Below are 20,860 nucleotides of genomic sequence, written 5' to 3' on the forward strand. Positions count from 1 at the left end.
TCACGGTACAGGAACTGAAGGGCCGTTATAATCGCCGGGCGGTCCTCCGTCACGGATGCGATGACCTGGAACCGATCGGTCCGGTACGGGTGGAGAGGACCCGACGCCCCGGCGGTTCGGCGGGGGTGGTCCGGATGAGTCGTGCCGACGACGAGGAGAGCGACGGCGAGGTCAGCCGGCGCGACGTGTTGACCGCGGCGGGCGCCGTCGCCGGCATCGGCGCCGCGGGCTACCTCGGCAGCACCCGTCTCACGATGGGTGACGACCCCGGGCCGTTCCCGGGCCGGCGGAGTCCCTTCGAGGCGTACCCGAACGCGGAGTGGGAGTCGCAGTACCGGGAGGTGTGGAGCCGGGACGACTCCTTCATGCTCACCTGTACGCCCAACGACACGCACAACTGCTACCTCGAAGCCAGCGTGAAAAACGGGCAGATCACGCGGCTCGGTCCCTCGATGAACTACGGCGAGGCGACCGACCTCCAGGGGAACCAGGCCTCCCAGCGCTGGGACCCTCGCGTCTGTAACAAGGGGTTGGCGATGGTCGAGCGGTTCTACAGCGACCGGCGCGTCCAGGCCCCGATGGTCCGCGAGGGCTTCCGCGAGTGGGTCGAAGAGGGCTTCCCGCGGAACCCCGACGGCTCCATGCCCGAGGAGTACGCGAACCGCGGCGAGGACGCCTTCGTCGAGGTCGACTTCGACGAGGCGTACGAGCTGGCGGCGAAGACACTCGTCGAGCTGGCGACCCACTACTCCGGCGAGTCGGGCGCGAACAGCCTGCTCGAACAGGGGTACGACGAGCGCATCGTCGAGGAGATGGACGGCGCCGGCGTCCGGTCGATGAAGTTCCGCGGCGGGATGCCGCTGCTCGGCCTGATCAAGCTGTTCGGCCAGTACCGGAACGCCAACTCGATGGCGCTTCTGGACAACTACGTCCGCGACGTCGACGAAGAGGAGGCGGTCGGCGCGATGGGGCTGGACAACTACTCGTTCCACACCGACCTGCCCCCGGGCCACACGATGGTCACGGGCCAGCAGACCGTCGACTTCGACCTCGCGAACGTCGAGCACGCCGACCAGCTCGTCGTCGCGGGGATGAACTACCTCACCTCGAAGATGGCGGACTGCCACTGGCTCACCGAGGCCAAGGTGAAGGGGACGAAGCTCACCGGCGTCTTCACCGACTACAACGCGACGGCCTCGAAGTGCGACGAGGTCGTCACGGTTCGGCCCGCCACCGACTCGGCGCTCTTCCTCGGCGTCGCCCGCGAGCTGATCGAAAACGACCGCTACGACCCCGAGTTCGTCCGGGCGAACACCGACCTGCCGCTGTTAGTTCGGATGGACGACACCCGCCTGCTGCGCGCGAGCGACGCCTTCGCGGACTACGAGCCGGCCGACCTAGAGAAGACCGAGACGGTCGGCGACGACGGCGACCGGCCCACCGCCGGCCGGACCGACATCGCCGAGCAGGTGATAGACGAGCAGCTCCGCGACGAGTGGGGCGACTTCGTCGTCCGCGACGAGGAGACCGGCGAGCTGGAGCCGGTGACCCGCGACGACGTCGGCGACGACTTCGACGTGTCCGCGACGATCGAGGGGAGCTTCGAGGTCGAGCTGGCCGACGGCGAGACGGTCAAGGTGCGGACCGTCTTCGACCTCATCCGCGAGCACCTCGCGGAGACGTGGGACCCCGAGGGCACCGCCGAGGTGACCGGGACCCAGCCCGAGGCGGTCGAGAACCTCGCGACCGACATCGCCGACAACAAAGAGGAGACGCTGATCCTCACGGGGATGGGACCGAACCACTACGCGAACGCGGACCTGAAAGACCGGGCCGTGTTCCTCGTGGCGTCGCTCACGCGCAACGTCGGCTACCAGACCGGCAACGTGGGGTCCTACTCCGGGAACTACCGGGCCGCCTACTTCAACGGACTCGAACAGTACACGAAGGAGAGTCCGTTCGACATCGAGTCCGACCCCGACGCCGAGGCGACCGTCGACCAGCGGTACGGCATGCACTCGGCGCACTTCTACACCAACCTCGACAAGCCGCTGAAGGTCGACGGCGAGTACTTCCAGGGCGACTCGCACATGCACACGCCCACGAAGTCGATCTGGGTGTCGGGGTCGAACTCCATCCTCGGCAACGCGAAGGGGGCCTACAAGATCATCGAGCGGATGCTCCGGAACGGGAAGATAGAGGCGTTCTTCACCAACGAGTGGTGGTGGACGATGACCTGCGAGTACTCGGACATCGTCTTCCCCGCCGACTCGTGGGCGGAACACCACGTCCACGACATGACCGCCTCGGTCACCAACCCCTTTATCACGACGATGCCCAAGACGGGGATCGACCGGATCTACGACACCCGCAACGACGCCCAACACTACCAGGGCGTCGCCGAGAAGCTCGCGGCGATCACCGGCGACGACCGGTTCGAGGCGTACTGGCAGTTCATCGACGAGGAGGAGCACCGCGCGAAGCCGTACCTTCAGCGGATCGTCGACCACTCGAACACGGTGACGGGGTACGACGTCGAGAACCTGCTCGAAGACGCCCGCGAGGGGACGCCCGCGATCATCATGACGCGGTCGTACCCGAAACACGTCGGCAACGAGCAGACGCTCGACGACGACCCGTGGTACACCAAGACCGGCCGGCTGGAGTTCTTCCGCGAGGAGACGGAGTTCACCGAGGCCGGCGAGAACATCCCGCTCCACCGGGAGCCGATGGACGCGACGCCGTACGAGCCGAACGTCATCGTCGACGACAGCGACAGCCCGGTGATCGACCCCGAGACGCCCGAGGACCGCGGGTGGGACGGCGACGAGGTCGAAGACAGCAACGACCGCCAGGTGCGGAACGTGGTCCGGTCGCCCGACGAACTGACCGACAGCAGCCACCCGCTCAACGACCTCGACGAGGGGTACGAGTACGTGTACATGACGCCGAAGTACCGCCACGGCACCCACTCGTTCGGCAGCGACCTGCCGAACATCGCGGTGTGGTGGTCGAACTTCGGCGACATGAACCGGAACGACCAGCGGCAGCCGTACTTCGGCGAGGGGTACATCGAGATGAACCCCGCCGACGCGCTCGCGGAGGGGCTCACCGACGGCGACTACGTGTGGGTCGACGCCGACCCGCAGGACCGCCCGTACCCCGACTGGGAGGAGAGCGACGACTCCTACGACGTCGCCCGCGCGATGATGCGCGTCCGGTTCCAGCCGAGCCTCCCGCAGGGCGTCACCCGCAGCTGGATGAACGTGACGAACGCCTCCCACAAGTCGGTCGAGGCGACCGAGAGCCGCGACGACGGGATGGCGAAGGCCGAGGACACCAACTACGTCGGGATGTACCGGCAGGGCGGCCACCAGTCGGCGACGACGACGTGGCTCCGCCGCACGTGGCTCACCGACACGATGCCGCGGAAGAACCTCGCCGGGCTCAACCTCGACCACGGGTTCGAGCCGGACGTCCACGCCGCCAACGGCGCCCCGAAGGAGGCGTTCGTGAAGGTCGAGAAGGCGGAGGACGGCGGCGTCGACGGCGAGGGCGACTGGCGTCCGGTCGAGGAGGGCGTCCGCCCGACGAACGAGGACGAGCGCATGGAGAGCTACCTCGACGGCGGCTTCGTCGGCCGCTCCGAGTCCGACTGACGCCCGCGAGCCGCGACGCTGCGGAACCGCGACCACAGAACGACACCACCACACCAACTCAGACCAATGGCAACCGTCTACAACTGGCAGATCGGCCGCGAGATGGAGTATCCCTACGCCGAGAACCGCCCGGACCGACAGTGGGGGGCCGTCTTCGACCTCAACAAGTGTATCGCGTGCCAGACGTGTACGCTCTCGTGTAAGACCACCTGGACCCACGGCGAGGGGCAAGAGCACATGTTCTGGAACAACGTCGAGTCGAAGCCGTACGGCGCCCACCCGCTCGGCTGGGACCAGGAGATCTTAGACCGGCTCGGCGTCCAGGAGTGGGGCTCGGACGGCGTCTACGACGGCGACACCATCTGGGAGGCCAACGACGTCGACTGGGAGGAGACCAGCCCGACCGAGGAGCACATCGCCAACGAGGGGTACGTCGAGGGATACATGCCGGAAGACCAGGACTGGGCGCACCCGAACCTCGGCGAGGACGAGCCGGCGGGCGAGGCGTTCGCGGGCGACACCCACATCGAGGGGGAAGAGCACCCGATGTGGTTCTTCTATCTCCCGCGGGTGTGCAACCACTGTACGTACGCGGGCTGTGCCGGCTCCTGTCCCGTTCAGGCGATCTACAAGCGCCAGCAGGACGGGATCGTCCTCATCGACGAGGAGAGCTGTCAGGCGCAGCTCCAGTGCGTCCAGGCGTGCCCGTACAAGAAGTCGGTGTTCAACCAGGCGAAGGGGAACTCCCAGAAGTGCGTCGGCTGTTACCCCAAGGTCGAGCAGGGGCGCGTCCCGCAGTGCTTCGAGAACTGCCTCGGGAAGATCCGCCAGCACGGCTGGGTGAACCCGCCGGAGGAGGCGGACCCGACGAACCCGATCGACTACCTCGTCCACGAGGCCGAGGTGGCGCTGCCGCTGTACCCCCAGCTCGGCTTGGAGCCGAACGTCTACTACATCCCGCCGATCAACGTCCCGGACGACTACCTCTACCAGATGTTCGGGCCGGGCGTCGAGGAGGCGAAGGCGACGTACCGCCGCGCCCGCGACGGCCGCGCCGAGGAGCGGAAGCTCCGCGGCCTGCTCCACCTGATGGGCAGCACGGAGTGGCGCATCGAGGAGTTCGAGGTGACCGAAGACCGGGCGATCGGCTACGACGAGAACGGCCGCACCGTCGCGAAGGTGCCGATGGAGGAACCGCGCGCCGAGCGACCCAAGTTCGAGCAGGGCGTCGACGCCTACCGGCTCGACGTGACGTGATCACCCAGACCGATGACCGACCACACCGACGACGAGACCGAGACCGGCGCGCGTGTCGACGACGAGTCCGCGGTCGGCGACGAGTCCGCGGCCGCCGGCTGGGACGCGGACCTCTCGCCCGCCGCCGAGCGGGACGTCCACCGGGGGCGGCTCTACGAGGCGCTCGCGACCGCGCTCGACCGCCCGCGGGCGACCGCGGCCGACGCGGAGCGCGATCCGGACCCGACCGTGCTTGGCGAGGTCATCGCGGAGGCGGCCGCGGAAATCGCCGACGGCGACGCCGACGAGGGCGACGCCGAGCGGGCCGATAGCCGGCGGGAGCTGCTCGACGCCGCCGCCGCGGTCACCGACCGCCTCCCGGACGATCCGACCGAACTCGAACGCACGTTCGCCCGGACGTTCGGGGTCGAGACCGACGGCGCGGTCGACCGCTACGAGGTCGCGTACGCGCCCGGCGGCGTCACCGTCAACACGGACCGAATGGCCGACGCGGCCGGCTTCTACCGGGCGTTCGGCCTGGAGAACGCCGGCGGGGCGCGCGACCGCGCCGACGCGGTCTCCGTCCAGCTGGAGTTCTGTTCGCACCTCGCGGCCCAGCGCGCGTACCTCCGCGAGACCGGCGACGAGACGGGCGCCGAGCGCGTCACCGAGGCGACGGCCGCGTTCCTCGAGGACCACGTCGGCCGGTGGGTGCCGCGGTTCGCGGCCGACGTCCGCGAGGCGGCCGACGGGGGACCGTTCCCCGCGCTCGCGGACGCGCTGGGGGCGTTCGTCGACCTGGAAACCGAGCGGTTCGGCGTCGAACCCGAGGTCTTCGAGGAGCAGCCCGACGGTCCCGTCGAGAGCCTGACGGGCGTCGACACCGACGCCGACGGCCGGCTCGACCTGCGCTGCGGCACCGGCGGCAACGGGTCGAGCGCGAGCGAACCGAACGACCACCCGGCCGCGACCGGCTGCGGCGCCGCCGGCCGCGAGAACTTCACCGGCTCGCCCGGCCAGCGCGCCGCGCCGCCGGGAGAGACGCCGAAGCCGCCGAGCGAAACCCCTGACGCGGACGCCGGGGGCGCCGCCGACGCCGCCGAGGACGAGACACGGACGTCCGAGGGGCTGCCGAGCGAGCCGCCGTCGAACTGACCGCGGCACCAGGGATTGTCACACCCTCACATAGTAACGAACTTTTAAGTTAAACCATTTCGATAGCATATAAATGCGATGACACGGCCCACCCGGCAACGGGATCACGACCGGCAGCGCGTGGGGGACGAGGACGCCGAGGAAGACGCGATCGACGTCGAGGAGGTCGAGGACGTCGACGAACTGGATCCAGAGGACTTCGATCCGGAGGATCTCACCCGGACGGCCGACGGGGAGTTGATACACGAGGAGACGGGAATGATCATCGAAGACGAACAGATCGATCCCGGCCCGGAGTGGCGCGCGTTCAACCACTCGGAGCGACAGGAGAAGTCGCGCGTCGGCGCCCCGACGACGAAGACGATGCACGACAAGGGGTTGACGACGACGATCGACTGGAAGGACAAAGACGCCTACGGGCGCTCCATCTCCTCGAAGAAGCGGTCGCAGATGCACCGCCTGCGCAAGTGGCAGGAGCGCATTCGGACGAAGGACGCCGGCGAGCGTAACCTCCAGTTCGCGCTCTCGGAGATCGACCGCATGGCCTCGGCGCTGGGCGTCCCGCGGTCGGTGCGCGAGGTCGCCTCGGTCATCTACCGACGCGCGCTCAACGAGGACCTGATCCGGGGGCGGTCCATCGAGGGCGTCTCCACGGCCGCGCTGTACGCAGCCTGCCGAAAGGAGGGGATCCCCCGGAGCCTCGAGGAGATCTCGGAGGTCTCGCGGGTCGACCGCAAGGAGATCGGCCGGACCTACCGGTACATCTCCCAGGAGCTGGGCCTGGAGATGCGACCGGTCGACCCGAAGAAGTACGTCCCCCGGTTCTCCTCGGAGCTGGAGCTGAGCGAGGAGGTCCAGTCGAAGGCCAACGAGATCATCGAGACGACCGCCGAACAGGGACTGCTCTCCGGGAAGTCGCCCACCGGCTACGCGGCGGCCGCCATCTACGCGGCCTCGCTGCTCTGTAACGAGAAGAAGACCCAGCGCGAGGTCGCCGACGTCGCGCAGGTCACCGAGGTCACCATCCGGAACCGGTACCAAGAGCAGATCGAGGCGATGGGGATCCACAGTTAGCGACGCCGACGCGGTCGGTCTCCTCTCGGTTCCCTTCTCGTCTGATCCCTTTCGCTCGCCGGAAACGTTCAAGCCGCCGCGCCGCCAACGTCGATCCGAATGCGGCTCGACGAGTTCATCGAGTTCGAGGCGAACGAGCGCGCCGAGCGGCGGCGCCTCGCCGCGGAGAAGGACTACGGCATCCTCGATCACCTCGACTCCTTCGAGCGGCGCTTCGACGAGCACGTCTCCGACGACGCGGTCGTCGGCAGCGTCTCCCCCTCCATCTTCGTCGGCCGCGCGGACTACCCGAACGTCTCGACCGGGCTGCTCTCGCCGGTCGGCCGCGAGGAGCGCGCCGCGAGCTTCGAGACCTCCGCGGCGTGGTACGACGAGGGCGTCTCGATTTCGGACGTGTTCGACCGACGGACCAGCCTGCTCAACTCGACGCGCGGGGTCGACGTGGCGGACGCGGGCGCGACGGGCGGGGTGAAGGCGGTCGGCGGCGACGGGCCGGCCGAGAGCGTCCACGACGCGTGGAACGGCTGGCTGGGGGTCCAACGCGAGGTCGCCATCGCGGACCGCCCGGTCGACGTGGAGATCGGACTCAACGGGACCCCGGATCTCGACTTCGATATCGGGACGGAGGACATCAAGACCCCGACCGGCCCGCGCGCCGCGGCCCGGACCGCCGACCTCGGCGAGAATCCGCACGTCCCCCGGCCGGTGAAGAAGACGCTCGAAGACGACGACTGGCGCGCGGAGGGGGCGATGACGTACCTCTACCGCCGCGGGTTCGACGTGTACGAGATCAACACGATCCTCTCGGCGGGCGCGCTCGGACAGGGCGAGAACCGCCGGCTCGTCCCGACGCGCTGGTCGATAACCGCCGTCGACGACACGGTCGGGCAGTTCCTCCGCGGGTCGATCCGCGACAATCCGACGATCGACCGGATCGAGGTCCACCGCAACGAGTACCTCGGCAACGCCTTCTGGGTGATCCTCGTGCCGGGGCAGTGGGAGTACGAGCTGGTCGAGATGAAATCGCCCGGCTCGATCTGGAACCCCGACCCCGAGGCGGGGGTGTACCTCGCGGCCGCCAGCGAGGGCCGCGAGGGGCGAACCGGCTACGTCGAGGAGACGGCGGGCGCCTACTACGCGTCCCGGCTGGGCGTCCTCGAACACCTCGACGACCGCGGGCGGCAGGCGAAGGCGCTCGTGTTGCGTCACGTCTCCGACGACTACTGGGGACCGGTCGGCGTGTGGCAGGTGCGCGAGGCGGTCCGGAACGCCTTCGAGGGCGAACTCGGGACCGCGGAGACGTTCGGCGAGGCGGTCCGCGGCGTCGCCGAGCAGCTCCCCGTCTCGCTCGGTCGACTCCGGCGGAAATCGACGATGGCGGCCGGGCTTCAGGCGAACCTCGCGGACTTCGTGGACGCGGACTGAACCGGCAGGCGGCGACGGTCAGTTATAAACGGCTGTGGAATCGGTGTCGTCTATTTATAAAGAGAGATGCGGTGGCGCGCGCCTCCGAGCGCCCGAAGGGCGCGAGGAGCGCGTGCGAGGGAGTCGCGGCCGTTTAAAAACGGCCGCGACGAGGCTGGGGAGGCGTGAGGCTGCGGTCGCGGTCGGGCGGGACTCAAAGGGGCAGTCGCGAGGGCGAAGCACGCCGACGTAAGCACCGTAGCGAGTGAGCGGAGCGAACGAGCGAGGCGCGCAACGAGGCGCGCGAGCCCTCGCGGCTGGGGCTTTGGCGGTGGTCACCGCCGATCCGCAGTTATCCATTTATAAGTGAGCAACTGGGGATTCGACGGTGTCGGCCGTAGGAGAGCCCGGCTGTCAGTAACCGACCGACCGGTCAGTACCGCCGGCTCTATCCACCGACACGTCGTATCAGTCCTCGGCCCAGTAGTACAGGTCCTCGCGGGGCGCGTCGCAGTTGGGGCAGTTGTCCGGAAGCTCCTCGCCGATCTCGCCCATCTCGCCGCACTCCCAACAGCGCCACATCACGTAGGCGGTGCCGAACACGTCCCGGGCGTCGGTCAGCGCCAGCGGATCTGAGCCGGACGGCGAGGAGACGTAGAAGCCGTCGTCGTCGACGCCGCGGACTGACCCGAGCTTCTCGCCGTCCTCGTCGTACACCGATTGGCCGATGCTCACGTCGGCGAATACGGGTTCTTCGGAGGCCATGCGCGACAGTACGTGTTTATCACTTATAATTGTGATAGTTGGTGGCGCGACACACACACCGGAGAGCGATGGCAGCGACTGATCGTGCCGACGACTGATCGGTTGTGGACATCTCCGAAGCCCCAGCCACGAGGACTCGATGCGCTCGCTGTCGTTCGAGACGCCGAAGGCGTCTCGTGATGACGAGAGAGCTTTGCTCTCTCGAACCACGGTCCTCGGCGCTCACTCCGTTCGCGCCTGCGGTCCTTGCGTCGCGCGTCTTCGTCCTCGCGGCAGCGAGACGCTACGCGTCTCTGGCAGCCGGCGGCTTCGCCGCCGGCGACTGCCCCTTCGAATCCCGCCCCGTACAGCACCTCACACCTCCCCAGCCTCGTCGGCCTCCCTCCGCTTCGCTCCGGTCGGCCGACTCCAGCGAGGGACCGGAGGTCCCTCTGGCAGCCGGCGCGTAGCGCCGGCGACCTCGCGCGTGCCGACGAGCGCCCTGCCGGGCGCTCGCAGGCGCGCAGGGAGGCGCGTTGCGCCTCTTGCAGCCGGCGGCAGAGCCGCCGGCGACGCCACCGCACAGCAGACCGGTGGCTCCGGGGTGGCGATTTAATCAGACGACGAACCAAAAATCGACGCAGAAGCCCGAAAACGACCGCTTCAAGCGACCGGCGTGCGCTCGACGACGGTGCCGTCGACGGTCGGGTACTGCTCGACGATTTCTCCCTCCGCCAAGTCGCCGTCCTCGACCATCTCCTCGAGGAGCCACCACGCGACCTCGACGTGGTCGGATTTGACGGTGTAGAACTCCTCGGGGACGCCGAGCGCCTCGAACCGGTCGGCGTCGGCGAACGCCTTCCCGTAAACGAGCGTGCCGTCGTCGGTCACCTCGTCGAACTCGCGGCGGATGTTCTTCGCCATCCGCTTGAGGCGGTTGCGGTGTTGGGCGGCGTCTTTGAACACGGAGGTACAGAAGTACACCTGCTCGTGGCTCGCCATCTCCTCGAGGATGGCGTCTTTCGACCCCTCGACCGCGGACATGTGGCCCTCCTGCAGCTCGAACCCCTCTTCTTGCATCCGGCGGTAGTTGCCGTCGGACATCTCGAACTCGTTGATGTTACAGAACTCGGCGGCGCCCTCGTCGAGGAACTCCACGAACTCCGGCTCCGCGCGGATGCCGGGGATCTCGAAGGCGGGCGTGAGTCCCTCCTCGCGGGCGATATACAGGATCTCCTCCCACTCGGTGCCGTGCATGTCGCCCCACAGCTCCACCGGCGGGTGGAAGCGGATCTCGTCGAGTCCGGCCTCCGAGAGGCGGCGCATGTTCTCGCGGCCGCCCGTGATCCCGGTGTAGAGGTGGGTGTGGTGGTCCTCGCCGAACTCGTCTTTCAGCAGTTCGAGGAACCGGGTCGTCTTCGCCATCGCCTCCTGCGGCTCGCCGCCCGTGATCGAGGTGCCGAGCGCGCTCATGCGCTTGGCCTCCTCGATCACGTCCGCGTCGGACTCGACTTTCCGCTCGTTGGCGTACACGTCGGTGACGTTCTTCCGGTTCTCTCCGAGGGGGCAGTAGAAGCAGTCCCGCTGGTCGCAGTACCCGTAGACGAAAAGCACCATCTTCCCGCCCTTGGCGCACTGTTCACAGCCCTTGGAGATCATCTACCCCTCTCTACCGGCCGCGGCCCCAAAAAGCGTCCGAACCGCGCGGTCCCGGGAGAGCCGTTAGCACGGGGGCGGATTCAGCGATTCGACCGCCCGCCGAGCGGCGACCGGGCTGAACACAAAGTATGTACCCCCGCCACCGAGACGTGGAGCCATGAACACCGGTGAGACGTTCGATTCCGCCGACGAGAACCGCTCGACGACCGACGCGACCACCCGTCGAGGCGCGCTCGGACTCGCGGGCGCCGTCGGACTCGCGAGCCTCGCCGGCTGCACCGCGCTCGACGTCGCCACCGGCGGCGAGCCGGCGGCGTTCGCCGCCGGCACCGCGACGGTCGGGGACGCCACCCTCTCGGAGAGCGGCTACCAACTCAACGAGGTGTCCGACGAGACGCTCTCTCGGGAGGTCGAGGTGGGCGGCCAGACCCGCGAGGTGCGCGTGACGAACACCGTCGCGGAGTACGACAAGGCCGTCGAGCTGTTCGGCGAGCGCTACCAGGCCGCCGTCTTCGCCGCGGTGACGACGCCGCAGATCCGGGTGCTCGGGCAGGCGCTCAACCCGATCGCCGAGCTGAGCACCCGTGAGCGCGCCGACCTCATCCTGAGCCGCTACGAGGGCGTCGGCGACCTCGAACGCGGGTCGGAGTACTCGACCGAGGTGCTCGGCTCCGACGCCGCGGTCGTCGTGTACACGGCCGACGGCGAGATCGAGGGGACGGGTGCGAGCACCGAGTTGGAGCTTCACATCGGCGAGCCGGTCGGCGTCGAGGACGACTTCGTGCTCCCGCTCGCGGCGTACCCGGCCGCGTTCAGCGACGGCGAGAACGTCCGCCGGATGATGAACGGGATCGAACACGAACCGAACGAGGAGAACTAACGGCGCTCGCCGGACGCTGCTGTCCCGCGGAGAGCGCCGCCGCGCCGGGGCGACGCGGCCGCGTGTGTCGACGCGGCCGCTTGCGCCGACGCGGTCGCCGGATTCGCGGAACCACGAAGCGAGCCGAAAACATATGCCGTCCCCCCGCGTAGCCTCGAACGATGCTGCTCGTCCTCTGCGTCGACCTCGACGACGACCTCGGTCGGAAGACGGGGATCCCCACGCCCGTCATCGGCGCCGAGGACGTCACCGAGGCCGCGGTCGCGCTCGCGACCGCCGACCCAGAGGACTCCGACGTGAACGTGCTCTTCCAGGGCGTCAACGTCCACGACGAGCTCGCCGCCGAGGGCGAGGCCGTGGAGGTCGCGGCCGTCACCGGCGTCGACGGTCCCGACGTGAAGGCGAACCGCGCGGTCGGCCAGGAGGTCGACCGCGTGCTCGCCGAGCTGTCGACCGGCGAGGAGGTGTCCGCGGTCGTGATCACCGACGGCGCCCAAGACGAGTCCGTCCTCCCCGTGATCCGATCGCGGATGCCGATCGACGGGATGCGCCGGGTCGTTGTCCGGCAGGCGCAAGACCTCGAATCGCTCTACTACACGATCAAGCAGGTCCTCGCCGACCCGGAGACCCGCGGGACGATCCTCATCCCGCTCGGCGTCCTCCTTTTGATCTACCCGCTCGTCGTCGTCGCGAACCTCTTCGACGTCGCCGGCGCGGCCGTACTGGGGATCCTCTCGGGCGTGGTGGGTCTCTACTCGCTGTTCCGCGGGCTGGGACTCGAAGAGAGCGTCGACGGCGCCGCGGAGAGCGTCCGCAACGTCCTCTACACCGGCCGCGTGACGCTCGTCACCTACGTCGTCGCGCTCGCCTTGGTCGTCGTCGGCGGCGTTCAGGGGGTCGATACGGTCGACGCCGTCCGCGGCGTCCAGGGCGGCTCCCTCGCGGCCGGCACCGCGCTCGCGGCGTTCGTCCACGGGTTCGTCCAGTGGCTCAGCGTCGCGGGCGTCACCTCCAGTCTCGGCCAGATCACCGACGAGTACCTCGCCGGCCGGTTCCGGTGGCGCTACCTCAACGCGCCGTTCTACGTGGTGTCCATCGCCGTCGTGTTGTTCGCGGTCTCCGGGTTCTTCCTCCCCGACGCGCCCGGAGTGACGGCGCTCGGCCTCTCGGAGCTGGCGATGGCGCTCGCGGCCGGAACGCTCATCGGCGTGTTGAGCACGCTCGCGTTCGCGGTCGCGGAGTCGCAGCTCCCGTCGGCTGAACCGGTGTGAGGTGAGGAGAGCCAGCGAGAGAAGAGCCGGCGAGAGAAGAGGCGACGAGAGACGGTGACGACGCTACCGCGGCGTCCAGGAGTCGCACGCCTCCATGTCGTCCATCAGCTCGTCGTAGTGCGCGCAGTAGGGGCGCATCCCGTCGTCGGTCCGGACGTAGTCGAACTTCGCGCAGTTACCGCAGTAGGTGTCGCCCGGCCCGTCGCGCGCGGACGGGGATCCGGGGGAGGGCGCGGACTCCGGCGCCGCCGGCGACGACGGCCCGTCCGTCGGGCTCGCGTCGTCGAGCGGCGAGGTGATGTCGGTGTCGGCGCTGCCGCCGTCGCTCACGCCCGGCGAGCCGGGACCGCTCGTTCCGGAGCGGGTCGTCCCGCTCGATCGCCCTGCTGCGGCGTTCGACGGTCCGGAGTCGGCCGGCGCTGCGGACGAACCGTCCGACGGTCCGGAGTCGGTCGGCGTTGCGGGCGAACCGTCCGACGGGGAGCCGGGTCCACCTCGCGACGGGGCGCTCCCGGAGTCGCCCGCGGGGCGGTTCGTCTGGGTCTCGACGTCGCCGTCCGGGGTCCCGCCGAGGAGCCCGACGCCGCCGCGGCTGCCCAACTGGTCGCGGGAGACTTCGACGACCCTCGTCTCCCCCTTGTGGGTCACCTCCATCGTGACGGTGCCGCCGGGGTCGTTGCGGGTCTTGAAGTTCGCGACGCCGACAAACACGCTCCACAGCGTCGTCGCGGCGCCGAGGAAGTAGACGCCCGCGGTCGGGAGGGTGAGGTCGGTCAGCTCCGGGCGCGGCCCGCCCACCCACTGCTGGGGGTACGCGTGCGCGAACAGCGCGACGCCGAGACACATGACGGCCGCGCCGACGACCGCCGCGGCGTAGGTGCTGCGGTCGGCCGGGAGGACGGCCATCACGCCGAGCAGTACGAGCGGGACGCCGACGCCGCCGAGGACTCCGCCGACCTCTCGGGCCGTGCCCGCGGAGTAGCCCGCCGGCAGCACCACCTCGGCCGCCACGAGGATGCCCGCGACGACGAGCAACGCGCCCGCGACGAACGAACCCACACCGAGATAGAGCCGACGCGGGTCGACCCCGGAGCGTCCCCGTCCGCCGTACGCTTCCGAGAGACTGGTCATAGGCGGGGTACGTCGTCCACCGTGAAAACAGTACGTCAGACGATCACGGATCGCGGGCGACCGCGACCGAGGACTGCGGGCGAAACGGGCGGGACGACGCCCGGTTCAGACGAGCGCGTCCACGTCGACGTGGTCGCCGAGCAGCTCGGCCATCCGGTCGACCGTCCGCACGTCGCGCGTGCGGCCGCCGCGGACGATCTCCTCGGCGCGGTCGATGGCGGTGACGGTGTCGGTGTTCACCGCCAGCACGGGCTTGCCGGCGTCCGCCGCCTTGCCGAGCACCGCGCCCGAGGGGCGGTGGCCGCCGGTGAGGACGAGACAGGCCACCCCGGAGGCGTCGAGCGCCGCGGTCTGGACGTCCGCGCGGTCGCCGCCGGTGATGACGGCGGCGTCGCGGGCGCGCCGGAAGTAGCGGAGCGCCTCGTCGCCGCCCATCGCACCGACGAGGAAGCGCTCGACGAACGCGTCGGTGGGCGCGTCGGTGAGCAGTTCGGCGCCCAGCTCGTCCGCCAGCTCGCCGACCGTGACGCCCGCCAGCTCCTTCTCGTACGGGAGCGCGCCGAACACCGTGATCCCCTTCGATTCGAGGAACGGGATCCCGTCCTGGTCGAGCGACTCAAGGCGTCGTCGGACACCTTGTTGAACACGACGCCGGCGAGGCGGTCGCCGAACGCGTCGGCGGCCGCCAGCACCTCGTCGAGGTCGTTCGGCGAGCCGTACTCGGCGACGAGGACGACCCGCGCGTCGAGCAGCTCCGCGACGTCGACGTCGGTCAGGTCGACGACGCCGCCGGTGGTCCAGCTGCCGCCGCCCTCGACGAACACCCGGTCGTGGTCGGCCGCGATCGCGTCGTACTCCTCGCGGATCCGGTCGCGTAAGGCGTCCGGGTCCTCCGTGCCGCGGATCGCGCCCTCGACGAACGTCGGCGAGTAGACGACCGGCTCCATCTGGTGCATCTCGGCGTCCAAGCCGAGCACCTCGCGGGCGAGCATCGGGTCCTGATCGAGCGTCTTGCCGACGTTCGACTGGAGCCGGGTGCCCTTCGGTTTCATGTAGCCGACGCTGCGGTCGCGCTCGGCGGCGAGCCGCGCGAGGGCGACGGTGATCGCTGTCTTTCCGGCGCTGTCTCCGGTCGCGGTGACGAGTGTGGTGGGTGTGTCAGTCATCGGTGGGTTCCTCCGCGTCGAGCGGCTTCGGGTCGGTCTCCGCGTCGGTCTCCGGCGGGTCGAGCGCCTCCGGGTCGACGGTGAGTCTCACGTCGACGGCGGCGGCGTTCGTGCCGCCGTCGTCGTCGGGCAGTGCGACGAGGGGGTTGATGTCGAGTTCGAGGACGGCCGGGAAGTCGGTGACCAGCTGCGAGAGCCGGCCGATCGTCTCGATCACGGCGTCGACGTCGACCGGGTCGCGGCCGCGGGCGCCCCGCAACAGCGGCGCCGACTGGATCTCCTCGGTCATCTCGCGGGCCTCCGGCTCCGAGACGGGCGCGACGCGGAAGGTGGTGTCTTCCATCACCTCCACGAAGATGCCGCCCAGCCCGAACATCAGCAGCGGGCCGAACTGCGGGTCGCGGTTCATCCCGACGATGGTCTCGACGCCGTCGTCGAGGTCGACCATCTCCTGTACCTGAACGCCGAGCACGGTCGCGTCCGGCTGGTAGTTGCGCGCGCGGGTGATCAGGTCCTCGTAGGTGTCGGCCACGTCCGCGTCCGCGACGCCGACGGCGACGCCGCCGATGTCGGACTTATGCAGGATGTCCGGCGAGACGATCTTCATCACCACGTCGCCGTCGACGCCTTCGGCGACCTCGCGGGCGCGCTCCGGCGAGTCGACGATCTCGCCGTCCGGCGTCGGGATGCCGTACGCGTCGAGCAGCTCCATCGCCTCGACGCCCAAGCGGTTGTCGTCGCGGTCGCGAACCGTGCCGAGGATCTCGCGGGCGCGCTCGCGGTCGACGTCGAACGACATCGGCTCGGCGTACTCCCGGGCCTTGATGTCGCGGTAGGTCGCGAGCGTCGCGAGGCTGTCGATGGCGCGCGCGGGGTCGAAGTAACAGGGGATCCCCTGCGCCTGGAGCTGCTGTTTCGGCTCGCGGGTCCGGTCGCCGCCCATCAGACAGGCGGCGACGGGCGCGTCCATCTCCTCGCTGACCGCCTCGATGGCGTCCGCGAGGTCCGCGAAGTCGATCGTCGCCGTCGGCGCGGCCAACACGAGGGCGGCGCCGACGTTGTCGTCGGCGACGGTGATCTCGAGCGCCTCGCGGAACCGGTCGACGTCGGCGTCGCCGATCACGTCGACCGGGTTGTGGATGTTCGCCTCGCCGGGCATCGACTCGGCGAGCCGATCGGTCGTCTCCCCGGTGAACGACGCCATGTCGAGGTCGGCGTCGCCGACCGCGTCGGTCGCCATCACGCCGGGACCGCCGGCGTTCGTGACGATGGCGACGCTGTCGGTGTCGGGAAGCGGCTGGCTCCCGAGGATGCCCGCGGCGTCGAACAGCTCGTCGACCGACTCCGCGCGGATCACCCCGGCCTGGTCGAGACCGGCCTCGTACGCCTTGTCGGAGCCGGCGAGCGTCCCCGTGTGCGAGGAGGCGGCCTGCGCGCCCGCGCTCGTCCGCCCCGACTTCACCGCGACGATCGGGGTGTCTTGGGTCGTCTCGCGGGCGGTCTCGATGAACTCGCGGCCGTCCTCGATCCCCTCGAGGTAGCCGATGATCACGTCTGTCTCCTCGTCGGCCCCCCAGTGGTCGACGAAGTCCGTCTCGTCGAGGACCGCCTTGTTGCCGAGCGAGACGACGTCCTTGAACCCGATCCCGTTGTCGTTGGCCCAGTCGAGGACCGCGGTGACGAACGCGCCGGACTGGCTCATAAAGGAGAGTCCGCCCGGGAGCGCGTTCTCCGGGCCGAACGTCGCGTTCATCCCCGAGGGAGTCGACATGATCCCCAGGCTGTTGGGACCGACGAGGTTCAGGTCGTACTCGTCGGCTATCTCCGCGAGGCGACGCTCCCTCGCCGCTCCGTCCTCCCCCGTCTCGCCGAACCCGGCGGTGATCACGACGACGTTGCGCACCCCGGCCTCGCCGCACGCCTCGATGGCGTCCAACACGATAGACGGGGGGACGACGACGACCGCGACGTCGGCGTCCGCGTCGGCGACGTCGTCGACACAGGGCGTGTCGAGCACCTCGTCGTAGTTCGGGTTGACGGGGACCGTGTCGCCGTCGAAGTCGTCGAGGAGATTCGACGTGACGGCGCGCCCGACGGCGCCCTCGCGGGCGGTGGCGCCGACGACGGCGACCCGGTCCGGGTCGAACAGCTCATTGAGCGTACCCATCAACGCGGGAGTACGCGAAGCGTCGGCTTAAGATCGGTGGGAGGTTCTTCGAAATCGGAGTCAACGATGAACGATCGATCGGGTTTCGGTCAGGGGTCCGTCGATCCCGACGGCGGGTCGGGGGCGGCGTCGGCGTCCTCGGACTCGGGGGCCGAGGCGGACTCAGTGACCGTCCCGTCGGCAGCGTCTACCGCGTCGGACTCGGGGGCCGAGGCGGACTCGGCGACCGTCCCGTCGGCGGCGTCTGTAGCGCCCGACTCGGAGCCGACGGCTTCGGAGCCGGCGGCCGTCGCCGTCGGCCCGCCGTCCGGTTCGACCGACGGCGGGCTGACCTCCGGGGTCGCCCGGCGACCTCGGTCCGCCACCGAGAAGGCGGGGTCGCAGTCGGCGTCGGGGACGCTGATCGTCACCTCGTTGCCGTCGGCGCCGGCGTCGAACGCGAGGTCGCCGCCGGAGCGGTCCGCGATCCAGTAGACGAGCCACAGCCCCATCCCGCCGGTGTGTCTGAGGTCGTCCATCTTCCACCGATCGGTGATGGGGTCCCGCTCGGCCGGCGGGATCGGCGGCGCGTTGTCCCGGACCGCGATCTCGACGCGGTCGGCGGGGGCGGTAACCTCGATCTCGACCGTCGGCGTCGCCTCCGCGTGCTCGATCGCGTTCTCGATCAGCTCGGCGATCGCGTAGTCGAGCTCGGAGTGCGTGAACGCGCGCACGTCGGGGGAACAGGAGACGGAGACGTCGGCGGCTGCCTCGCTCGCGTCCCCGACGGCGTCCGCCACCGCGCTCTCGACGAGCGGGGCGACGCGGAGCGGCTGGGGCGGCTCGTGTTGCCGGAGGAGGTCGATCACGCCGCGCTGCTTTTCGGCGGTGGTCAACAGGTCGTTGGCGACCCGGCGGACCGTCTCCGCGTGGTCGATCAGGTCGGCGGCGAGCTCGGCCAGATCGGCGTCGGAGGGGCGGTCGTCCGCCGTCGGCTCCGTCGACGCCGCGGCGACGGACTCGGTGACCCGGTCGACGATCCGCTCCGCGGTGCCGTCGACGATGTTCATGTCGTTGCGGATCGTGTGCCGGAGCAGGTTGTCCATCACCGTGAGCTGGCGCTCCCGGCGGTACTCGTCGGTGACGTCGCGGGCGAAGCCGGTGACCGCGACGACCGCGCCGTCCTCCGTCACGGGGCGCGCGGGCACCCGGGCCCAGGTGGTCCGCCCCTCCTGTGACCCGATCCGGTAGTCGAGGTTCGTCGGCTTGCCGGCGGAGAGCCGCTCCATCGCGCGCTCGACGTCCGGTCGGTCGTCCGGGTGGACCGCCTCCAAGAACGACTGCGGTCGTTGTTCGAGCGTTTCGGGGTCGATTCCGAACACGGACTCGACCGCGCCGTTGACGAACAGCAGTTCGCTCCAGTCGGCGCTGAACATCCACAGCACGTCCGGCGAAGTCGAGGCGATGGTCTCCAGGCGCCGGCGGGACTCGACCTCGAGGGTGACGTCGCGAGAGCTCAGCGCGTAGCCGTCCAGCCCGGTCTCCGCGGGCGGGAACACCCGGCTGCGGAACCACACCCAGTCGCCGTCGGCGGTCTGGTAGCGGTACTCCAGCGCGGCGTCCGGCGGCGTGCCGTCGGCGACGAGGGCGTCGAACGCGGCGCGAACGCGGTCGGCGTCGTCCGGGTGAACCAGATCGAACGCGTCCGTCCCGACCAGGTCGTCGGGGTCGAACCCGAGCAGGTCGCGCGTGGCCGCGTTGAGGTACCGGAACCGTCCCGCCTCGTCGATCACCGCGATCTTGTCTTGCGCGAGATCGATGAGGGTCTCTGGCTCCGGCGAGCGAGACATACGGTGTAGGTTCGCGAACGGACCTATAACGTTGACCGTGTGATTATCACGTTCGAAAAGGAGCGTCGCACGGCGTGACGCCGGTGGTCTCCGCGGTCGGCGGTCAGTCGGCCGAGACGCCGGGGGCGTCGAGCGCGACGGCGAGCGGGTCGGTCCCGTCGCCGTCGACCGCGAGCGTGACGCCGTCGTCGCCGAGTTCGACGGCGGCGTTCGCGGCGTCGCGGACGTACTCGGCGGCGTGGTCGCCGTCCGGGTCGAACCTGACCCCCTCGGCGAGCAGCGGCGTCTCGCTTAACAGCTCGACCTTCCGGTAGGCGGTCGAGAGCGCGATGTCGCAGTCCTCGGCCAGCTCGCTCGTCGTCTTCGGCGTCGCCGCGGCCGCGAGGATCGCCCGGCAGTCGCCGTCGGCGAGCGCCTCGAACGTCGCGTCGAGCGCCGCGTCCGCCTCGGTCGTCGTCGTGCCGTCGGTCGCGCGCGCGGGTCGTTTCATATCTGTATATACCGGCTCCAGCCCCCCGAACGGTGACCCATCATATGCTGGGGGTTTTATACCGCGGCGCCGCGCCCGCCAACGTTTTTGCCCGGGACGGGTACGGACGAACGAGATGGGATCGGGAATCCGGGCGGAGGTCTCGCTGCCGACCGCGCTGTCCCCGTTCGACGGCGTCGTCGACGGAGCGACACCGGTCACCGGCGTCTCGCGGTGTACGCCCGCGGACGACCGCGAGCGCCTGGTCGTGGAGTTCATCGCGGACGCCGACCTGTCGGTCCCCGAGGAGGTCGAGGTCGTCTTCGACTACGGCGGGCGCGCGGCCTACCGGTTCGAGGCGACGGTCGATCCGGACTCGCCGTTCGCCGTCCTCGACCGCCACGAGACCCCCGTCTCGGAGGCGGTGATCCGCGACGGGCGGCTCCGGCTCACCTTCCACGCGAGCGACCTGCCGACGCTGCGGTCGGTGTTGGAGGCGTTTCGCGAGGGGTGTCCGGAGATGGAGGTGTTGCGCTTGCTCCAGTCGACGACGACGCCGACAGAGTCGGACCTGGTCACCGTCGACCGGAGCGAGCTGACGGAGCGCCAGCGCGAGGTGCTCGCGGCAGCCTACGAGGCGGGGTACTTCGACCACCCGAAACGGGCCAACGCCGGCGAGGTGGCCGAGTCGCTGGGCATCGGCCGGTCGACGTTCACGGAACACCTCGCGGCCGCCCAGCGGAAGCTGTTCGGGTCGCTGCTCGACTGATCGCGTTCCGACGCCCCGAGAATCCGAGTCCCGTTTGATGAGCGTGGGGATCGTACACACAGCCATGACGCCCACACCGACGCACACCTTCGTCTGCCCGGAGTGTCGGCGCTCGATCGAGGTGGACGACGCGATGCGAGCGACGCTGCTCGAAACGGGCTGCGTCGTCTGCGGCGCGCCGGTCACCGAGGAGGACATCGGCGGCGCGCCGGCGCTCGGGTGAGGTCCCTCGCGGTCCCCGCTCCGA

General features: G+C 69.8%; 15 protein-coding genes and 1 pseudogene. 9 read left to right on the top strand and 7 right to left on the bottom strand.

Annotated features, from left to right (window positions below; all coding sequences use genetic code 11):
- Nucleotides 1–134: 134 nt before the first annotated feature.
- The 5 genes from J2744_RS06140 (at nt 135) to nreA (ending at nt 8,549) form a co-directional block, all read left to right on the top strand.
- Nucleotides 135–3,659, top strand: coding sequence for a molybdopterin-dependent oxidoreductase (locus J2744_RS06140; RefSeq protein ID WP_209545753.1), 3,525 nt, complete (start codon nt 135–137; stop codon nt 3,657–3,659).
- Between the two features lie 66 nt (nt 3,660–3,725).
- A complete protein-coding gene (locus J2744_RS06145; protein ID WP_209545754.1) occupies nt 3,726–4,916 on the top strand; it encodes a 4Fe-4S dicluster domain-containing protein in 1,191 nt (396 codons plus the stop codon).
- Between the two features lie 12 nt (nt 4,917–4,928).
- Nucleotides 4,929–6,050, top strand: a complete 1,122-nt coding sequence (locus tag J2744_RS06150; protein WP_209545755.1) for a TorD/DmsD family molecular chaperone — start codon at nt 4,929–4,931, stop codon at nt 6,048–6,050.
- A gap of 78 nt (nt 6,051–6,128) precedes the next feature.
- Entirely contained in the window at nt 6,129–7,124 is a 996-nt protein-coding gene (locus J2744_RS06155; protein WP_209545756.1) for a transcription initiation factor IIB, read from the top strand.
- A 99-nt stretch (nt 7,125–7,223) separates the two neighbouring features.
- Nucleotides 7,224–8,549, top strand: coding sequence for a DNA repair protein NreA (nreA, locus tag J2744_RS06160; protein WP_209545757.1), 1,326 nt, complete (start codon nt 7,224–7,226; stop codon nt 8,547–8,549).
- Between the two features lie 447 nt (nt 8,550–8,996).
- Here the strand turns inward: nreA and J2744_RS06165 are convergent, their stop codons facing one another.
- Together J2744_RS06165 and J2744_RS06170 are read right to left on the bottom strand one after the other, a co-directional pair.
- A complete protein-coding gene (locus J2744_RS06165) occupies nt 8,997–9,293 on the bottom strand; it encodes a DUF7130 family rubredoxin-like protein (RefSeq protein ID WP_209545759.1) in 297 nt (98 codons plus the stop codon).
- A 642-nt stretch (nt 9,294–9,935) separates the two neighbouring features.
- On the bottom strand, nt 9,936–10,931 hold the full coding sequence (locus tag J2744_RS06170; protein WP_209545760.1) for a radical SAM protein: 996 nt from the start codon (nt 10,929–10,931) through the stop codon (nt 9,936–9,938).
- A 157-nt stretch (nt 10,932–11,088) separates the two neighbouring features.
- Here J2744_RS06170 and J2744_RS06175 point away from each other — a divergent pair, with 157 nt between their 5' ends.
- Both J2744_RS06175 and J2744_RS06180 read left to right on the top strand, forming a co-directional pair.
- Complete coding sequence (locus J2744_RS06175; protein WP_209545762.1) at nt 11,089–11,811, top strand: DUF6517 family protein; 723 nt, start codon at nt 11,089–11,091, stop codon at nt 11,809–11,811.
- Nucleotides 11,812–11,972: 161 nt separating this feature from the next.
- Nucleotides 11,973–13,082: a DUF373 family protein gene (locus J2744_RS06180; RefSeq protein ID WP_209545763.1), complete on the top strand. Its 1,110-nt coding sequence runs from the start codon at nt 11,973–11,975 to the stop codon at nt 13,080–13,082.
- Between the two features lie 63 nt (nt 13,083–13,145).
- On the opposite strand, the gene J2744_RS06185 is transcribed toward J2744_RS06180, so the two are convergent.
- From J2744_RS06185 to J2744_RS06205, 5 genes and pseudogenes are all read right to left on the bottom strand, one after another.
- Complete coding sequence (locus tag J2744_RS06185) at nt 13,146–14,213, bottom strand: DUF7139 domain-containing protein (RefSeq protein ID WP_209545765.1); 1,068 nt, start codon at nt 14,211–14,213, stop codon at nt 13,146–13,148.
- Nucleotides 14,214–14,318: 105 nt separating this feature from the next.
- Nucleotides 14,319–15,379: pseudogene (locus J2744_RS06190) on the bottom strand (phosphotransacetylase family protein).
- Nucleotides 15,372–17,546, bottom strand: coding sequence for an acetate--CoA ligase family protein (locus J2744_RS06195; RefSeq protein WP_209545767.1), 2,175 nt, complete (start codon nt 17,544–17,546; stop codon nt 15,372–15,374). Before J2744_RS06195 ends, J2744_RS06190 begins: the two are co-directional and overlap by 8 nt.
- Nucleotides 17,547–17,635: 89 nt before the next feature.
- The gene (locus J2744_RS06200) at nt 17,636–19,375 is read right to left on the bottom strand and encodes a PAS domain-containing protein (protein WP_209545771.1); all 1,740 of its coding nucleotides are present in this window, start codon (nt 19,373–19,375) and stop codon (nt 17,636–17,638) included.
- 103 nt (nt 19,376–19,478) lie between these two features.
- Nucleotides 19,479–19,865: a winged helix-turn-helix domain-containing protein gene (locus J2744_RS06205; protein WP_209545772.1), complete on the bottom strand. Its 387-nt coding sequence runs from the start codon at nt 19,863–19,865 to the stop codon at nt 19,479–19,481.
- A 115-nt stretch (nt 19,866–19,980) separates the two neighbouring features.
- Here J2744_RS06205 and J2744_RS06210 point away from each other — a divergent pair, with 115 nt between their 5' ends.
- Both J2744_RS06210 and J2744_RS06215 read left to right on the top strand, forming a co-directional pair.
- Nucleotides 19,981–20,613 carry a helix-turn-helix domain-containing protein gene (locus J2744_RS06210; protein ID WP_209545773.1) on the top strand — a complete coding sequence of 211 codons (633 nt, stop codon included), beginning with the start codon at nt 19,981–19,983 and terminating at the stop codon, nt 20,611–20,613.
- A gap of 64 nt (nt 20,614–20,677) precedes the next feature.
- Nucleotides 20,678–20,836: a DUF7560 family zinc ribbon protein gene (locus tag J2744_RS06215; protein WP_209545775.1), complete on the top strand. Its 159-nt coding sequence runs from the start codon at nt 20,678–20,680 to the stop codon at nt 20,834–20,836.
- Nucleotides 20,837–20,860: the final 24 nt, after the last annotated feature.

Source organism: Halorubrum trapanicum, assembly GCF_017873555.1.
Taxonomy (GTDB): domain Archaea; phylum Halobacteriota; class Halobacteria; order Halobacteriales; family Haloferacaceae; genus Halorubrum; species Halorubrum trapanicum.

Excerpts from the sequence above, each read along its gene's own strand:
- J2744_RS06140 (WP_209545753.1), top strand. The coding sequence starts at position 135 with ATGAGTCGTGCCGACGACGAGGAGAGCGACGGCGAGGTCAGCCGGCGC.
- J2744_RS06185 (WP_209545765.1), bottom strand. The coding sequence starts at position 14,213 with ATGACCAGTCTCTCGGAAGCGTACGGCGGACGGGGACGCTCCGGGGTC.
- J2744_RS06205 (WP_209545772.1), bottom strand. The coding sequence starts at position 19,865 with ATGAAACGACCCGCGCGCGCGACCGACGGCACGACGACGACCGAGGCG.
- nreA (WP_209545757.1), top strand. The coding sequence starts at position 7,224 with ATGCGGCTCGACGAGTTCATCGAGTTCGAGGCGAACGAGCGCGCCGAG.
- J2744_RS06210 (WP_209545773.1), top strand. The coding sequence starts at position 19,981 with ATGGGATCGGGAATCCGGGCGGAGGTCTCGCTGCCGACCGCGCTGTCC.
- J2744_RS06155 (WP_209545756.1), top strand. The coding sequence starts at position 6,129 with ATGACACGGCCCACCCGGCAACGGGATCACGACCGGCAGCGCGTGGGG.
- J2744_RS06170 (WP_209545760.1), bottom strand. The coding sequence starts at position 10,931 with ATGATCTCCAAGGGCTGTGAACAGTGCGCCAAGGGCGGGAAGATGGTG.
- J2744_RS06165 (WP_209545759.1), bottom strand. The coding sequence starts at position 9,293 with ATGGCCTCCGAAGAACCCGTATTCGCCGACGTGAGCATCGGCCAATCG.
- J2744_RS06145 (WP_209545754.1), top strand. The coding sequence starts at position 3,726 with ATGGCAACCGTCTACAACTGGCAGATCGGCCGCGAGATGGAGTATCCC.
- J2744_RS06150 (WP_209545755.1), top strand. The coding sequence starts at position 4,929 with ATGACCGACCACACCGACGACGAGACCGAGACCGGCGCGCGTGTCGAC.
- J2744_RS06180 (WP_209545763.1), top strand. The coding sequence starts at position 11,973 with ATGCTGCTCGTCCTCTGCGTCGACCTCGACGACGACCTCGGTCGGAAG.
- J2744_RS06215 (WP_209545775.1), top strand. The coding sequence starts at position 20,678 with ATGACGCCCACACCGACGCACACCTTCGTCTGCCCGGAGTGTCGGCGC.
- J2744_RS06195 (WP_209545767.1), bottom strand. The coding sequence starts at position 17,546 with ATGGGTACGCTCAATGAGCTGTTCGACCCGGACCGGGTCGCCGTCGTC.
- J2744_RS06175 (WP_209545762.1), top strand. The coding sequence starts at position 11,089 with ATGAACACCGGTGAGACGTTCGATTCCGCCGACGAGAACCGCTCGACG.
- J2744_RS06200 (WP_209545771.1), bottom strand. The coding sequence starts at position 19,375 with ATGTCTCGCTCGCCGGAGCCAGAGACCCTCATCGATCTCGCGCAAGAC.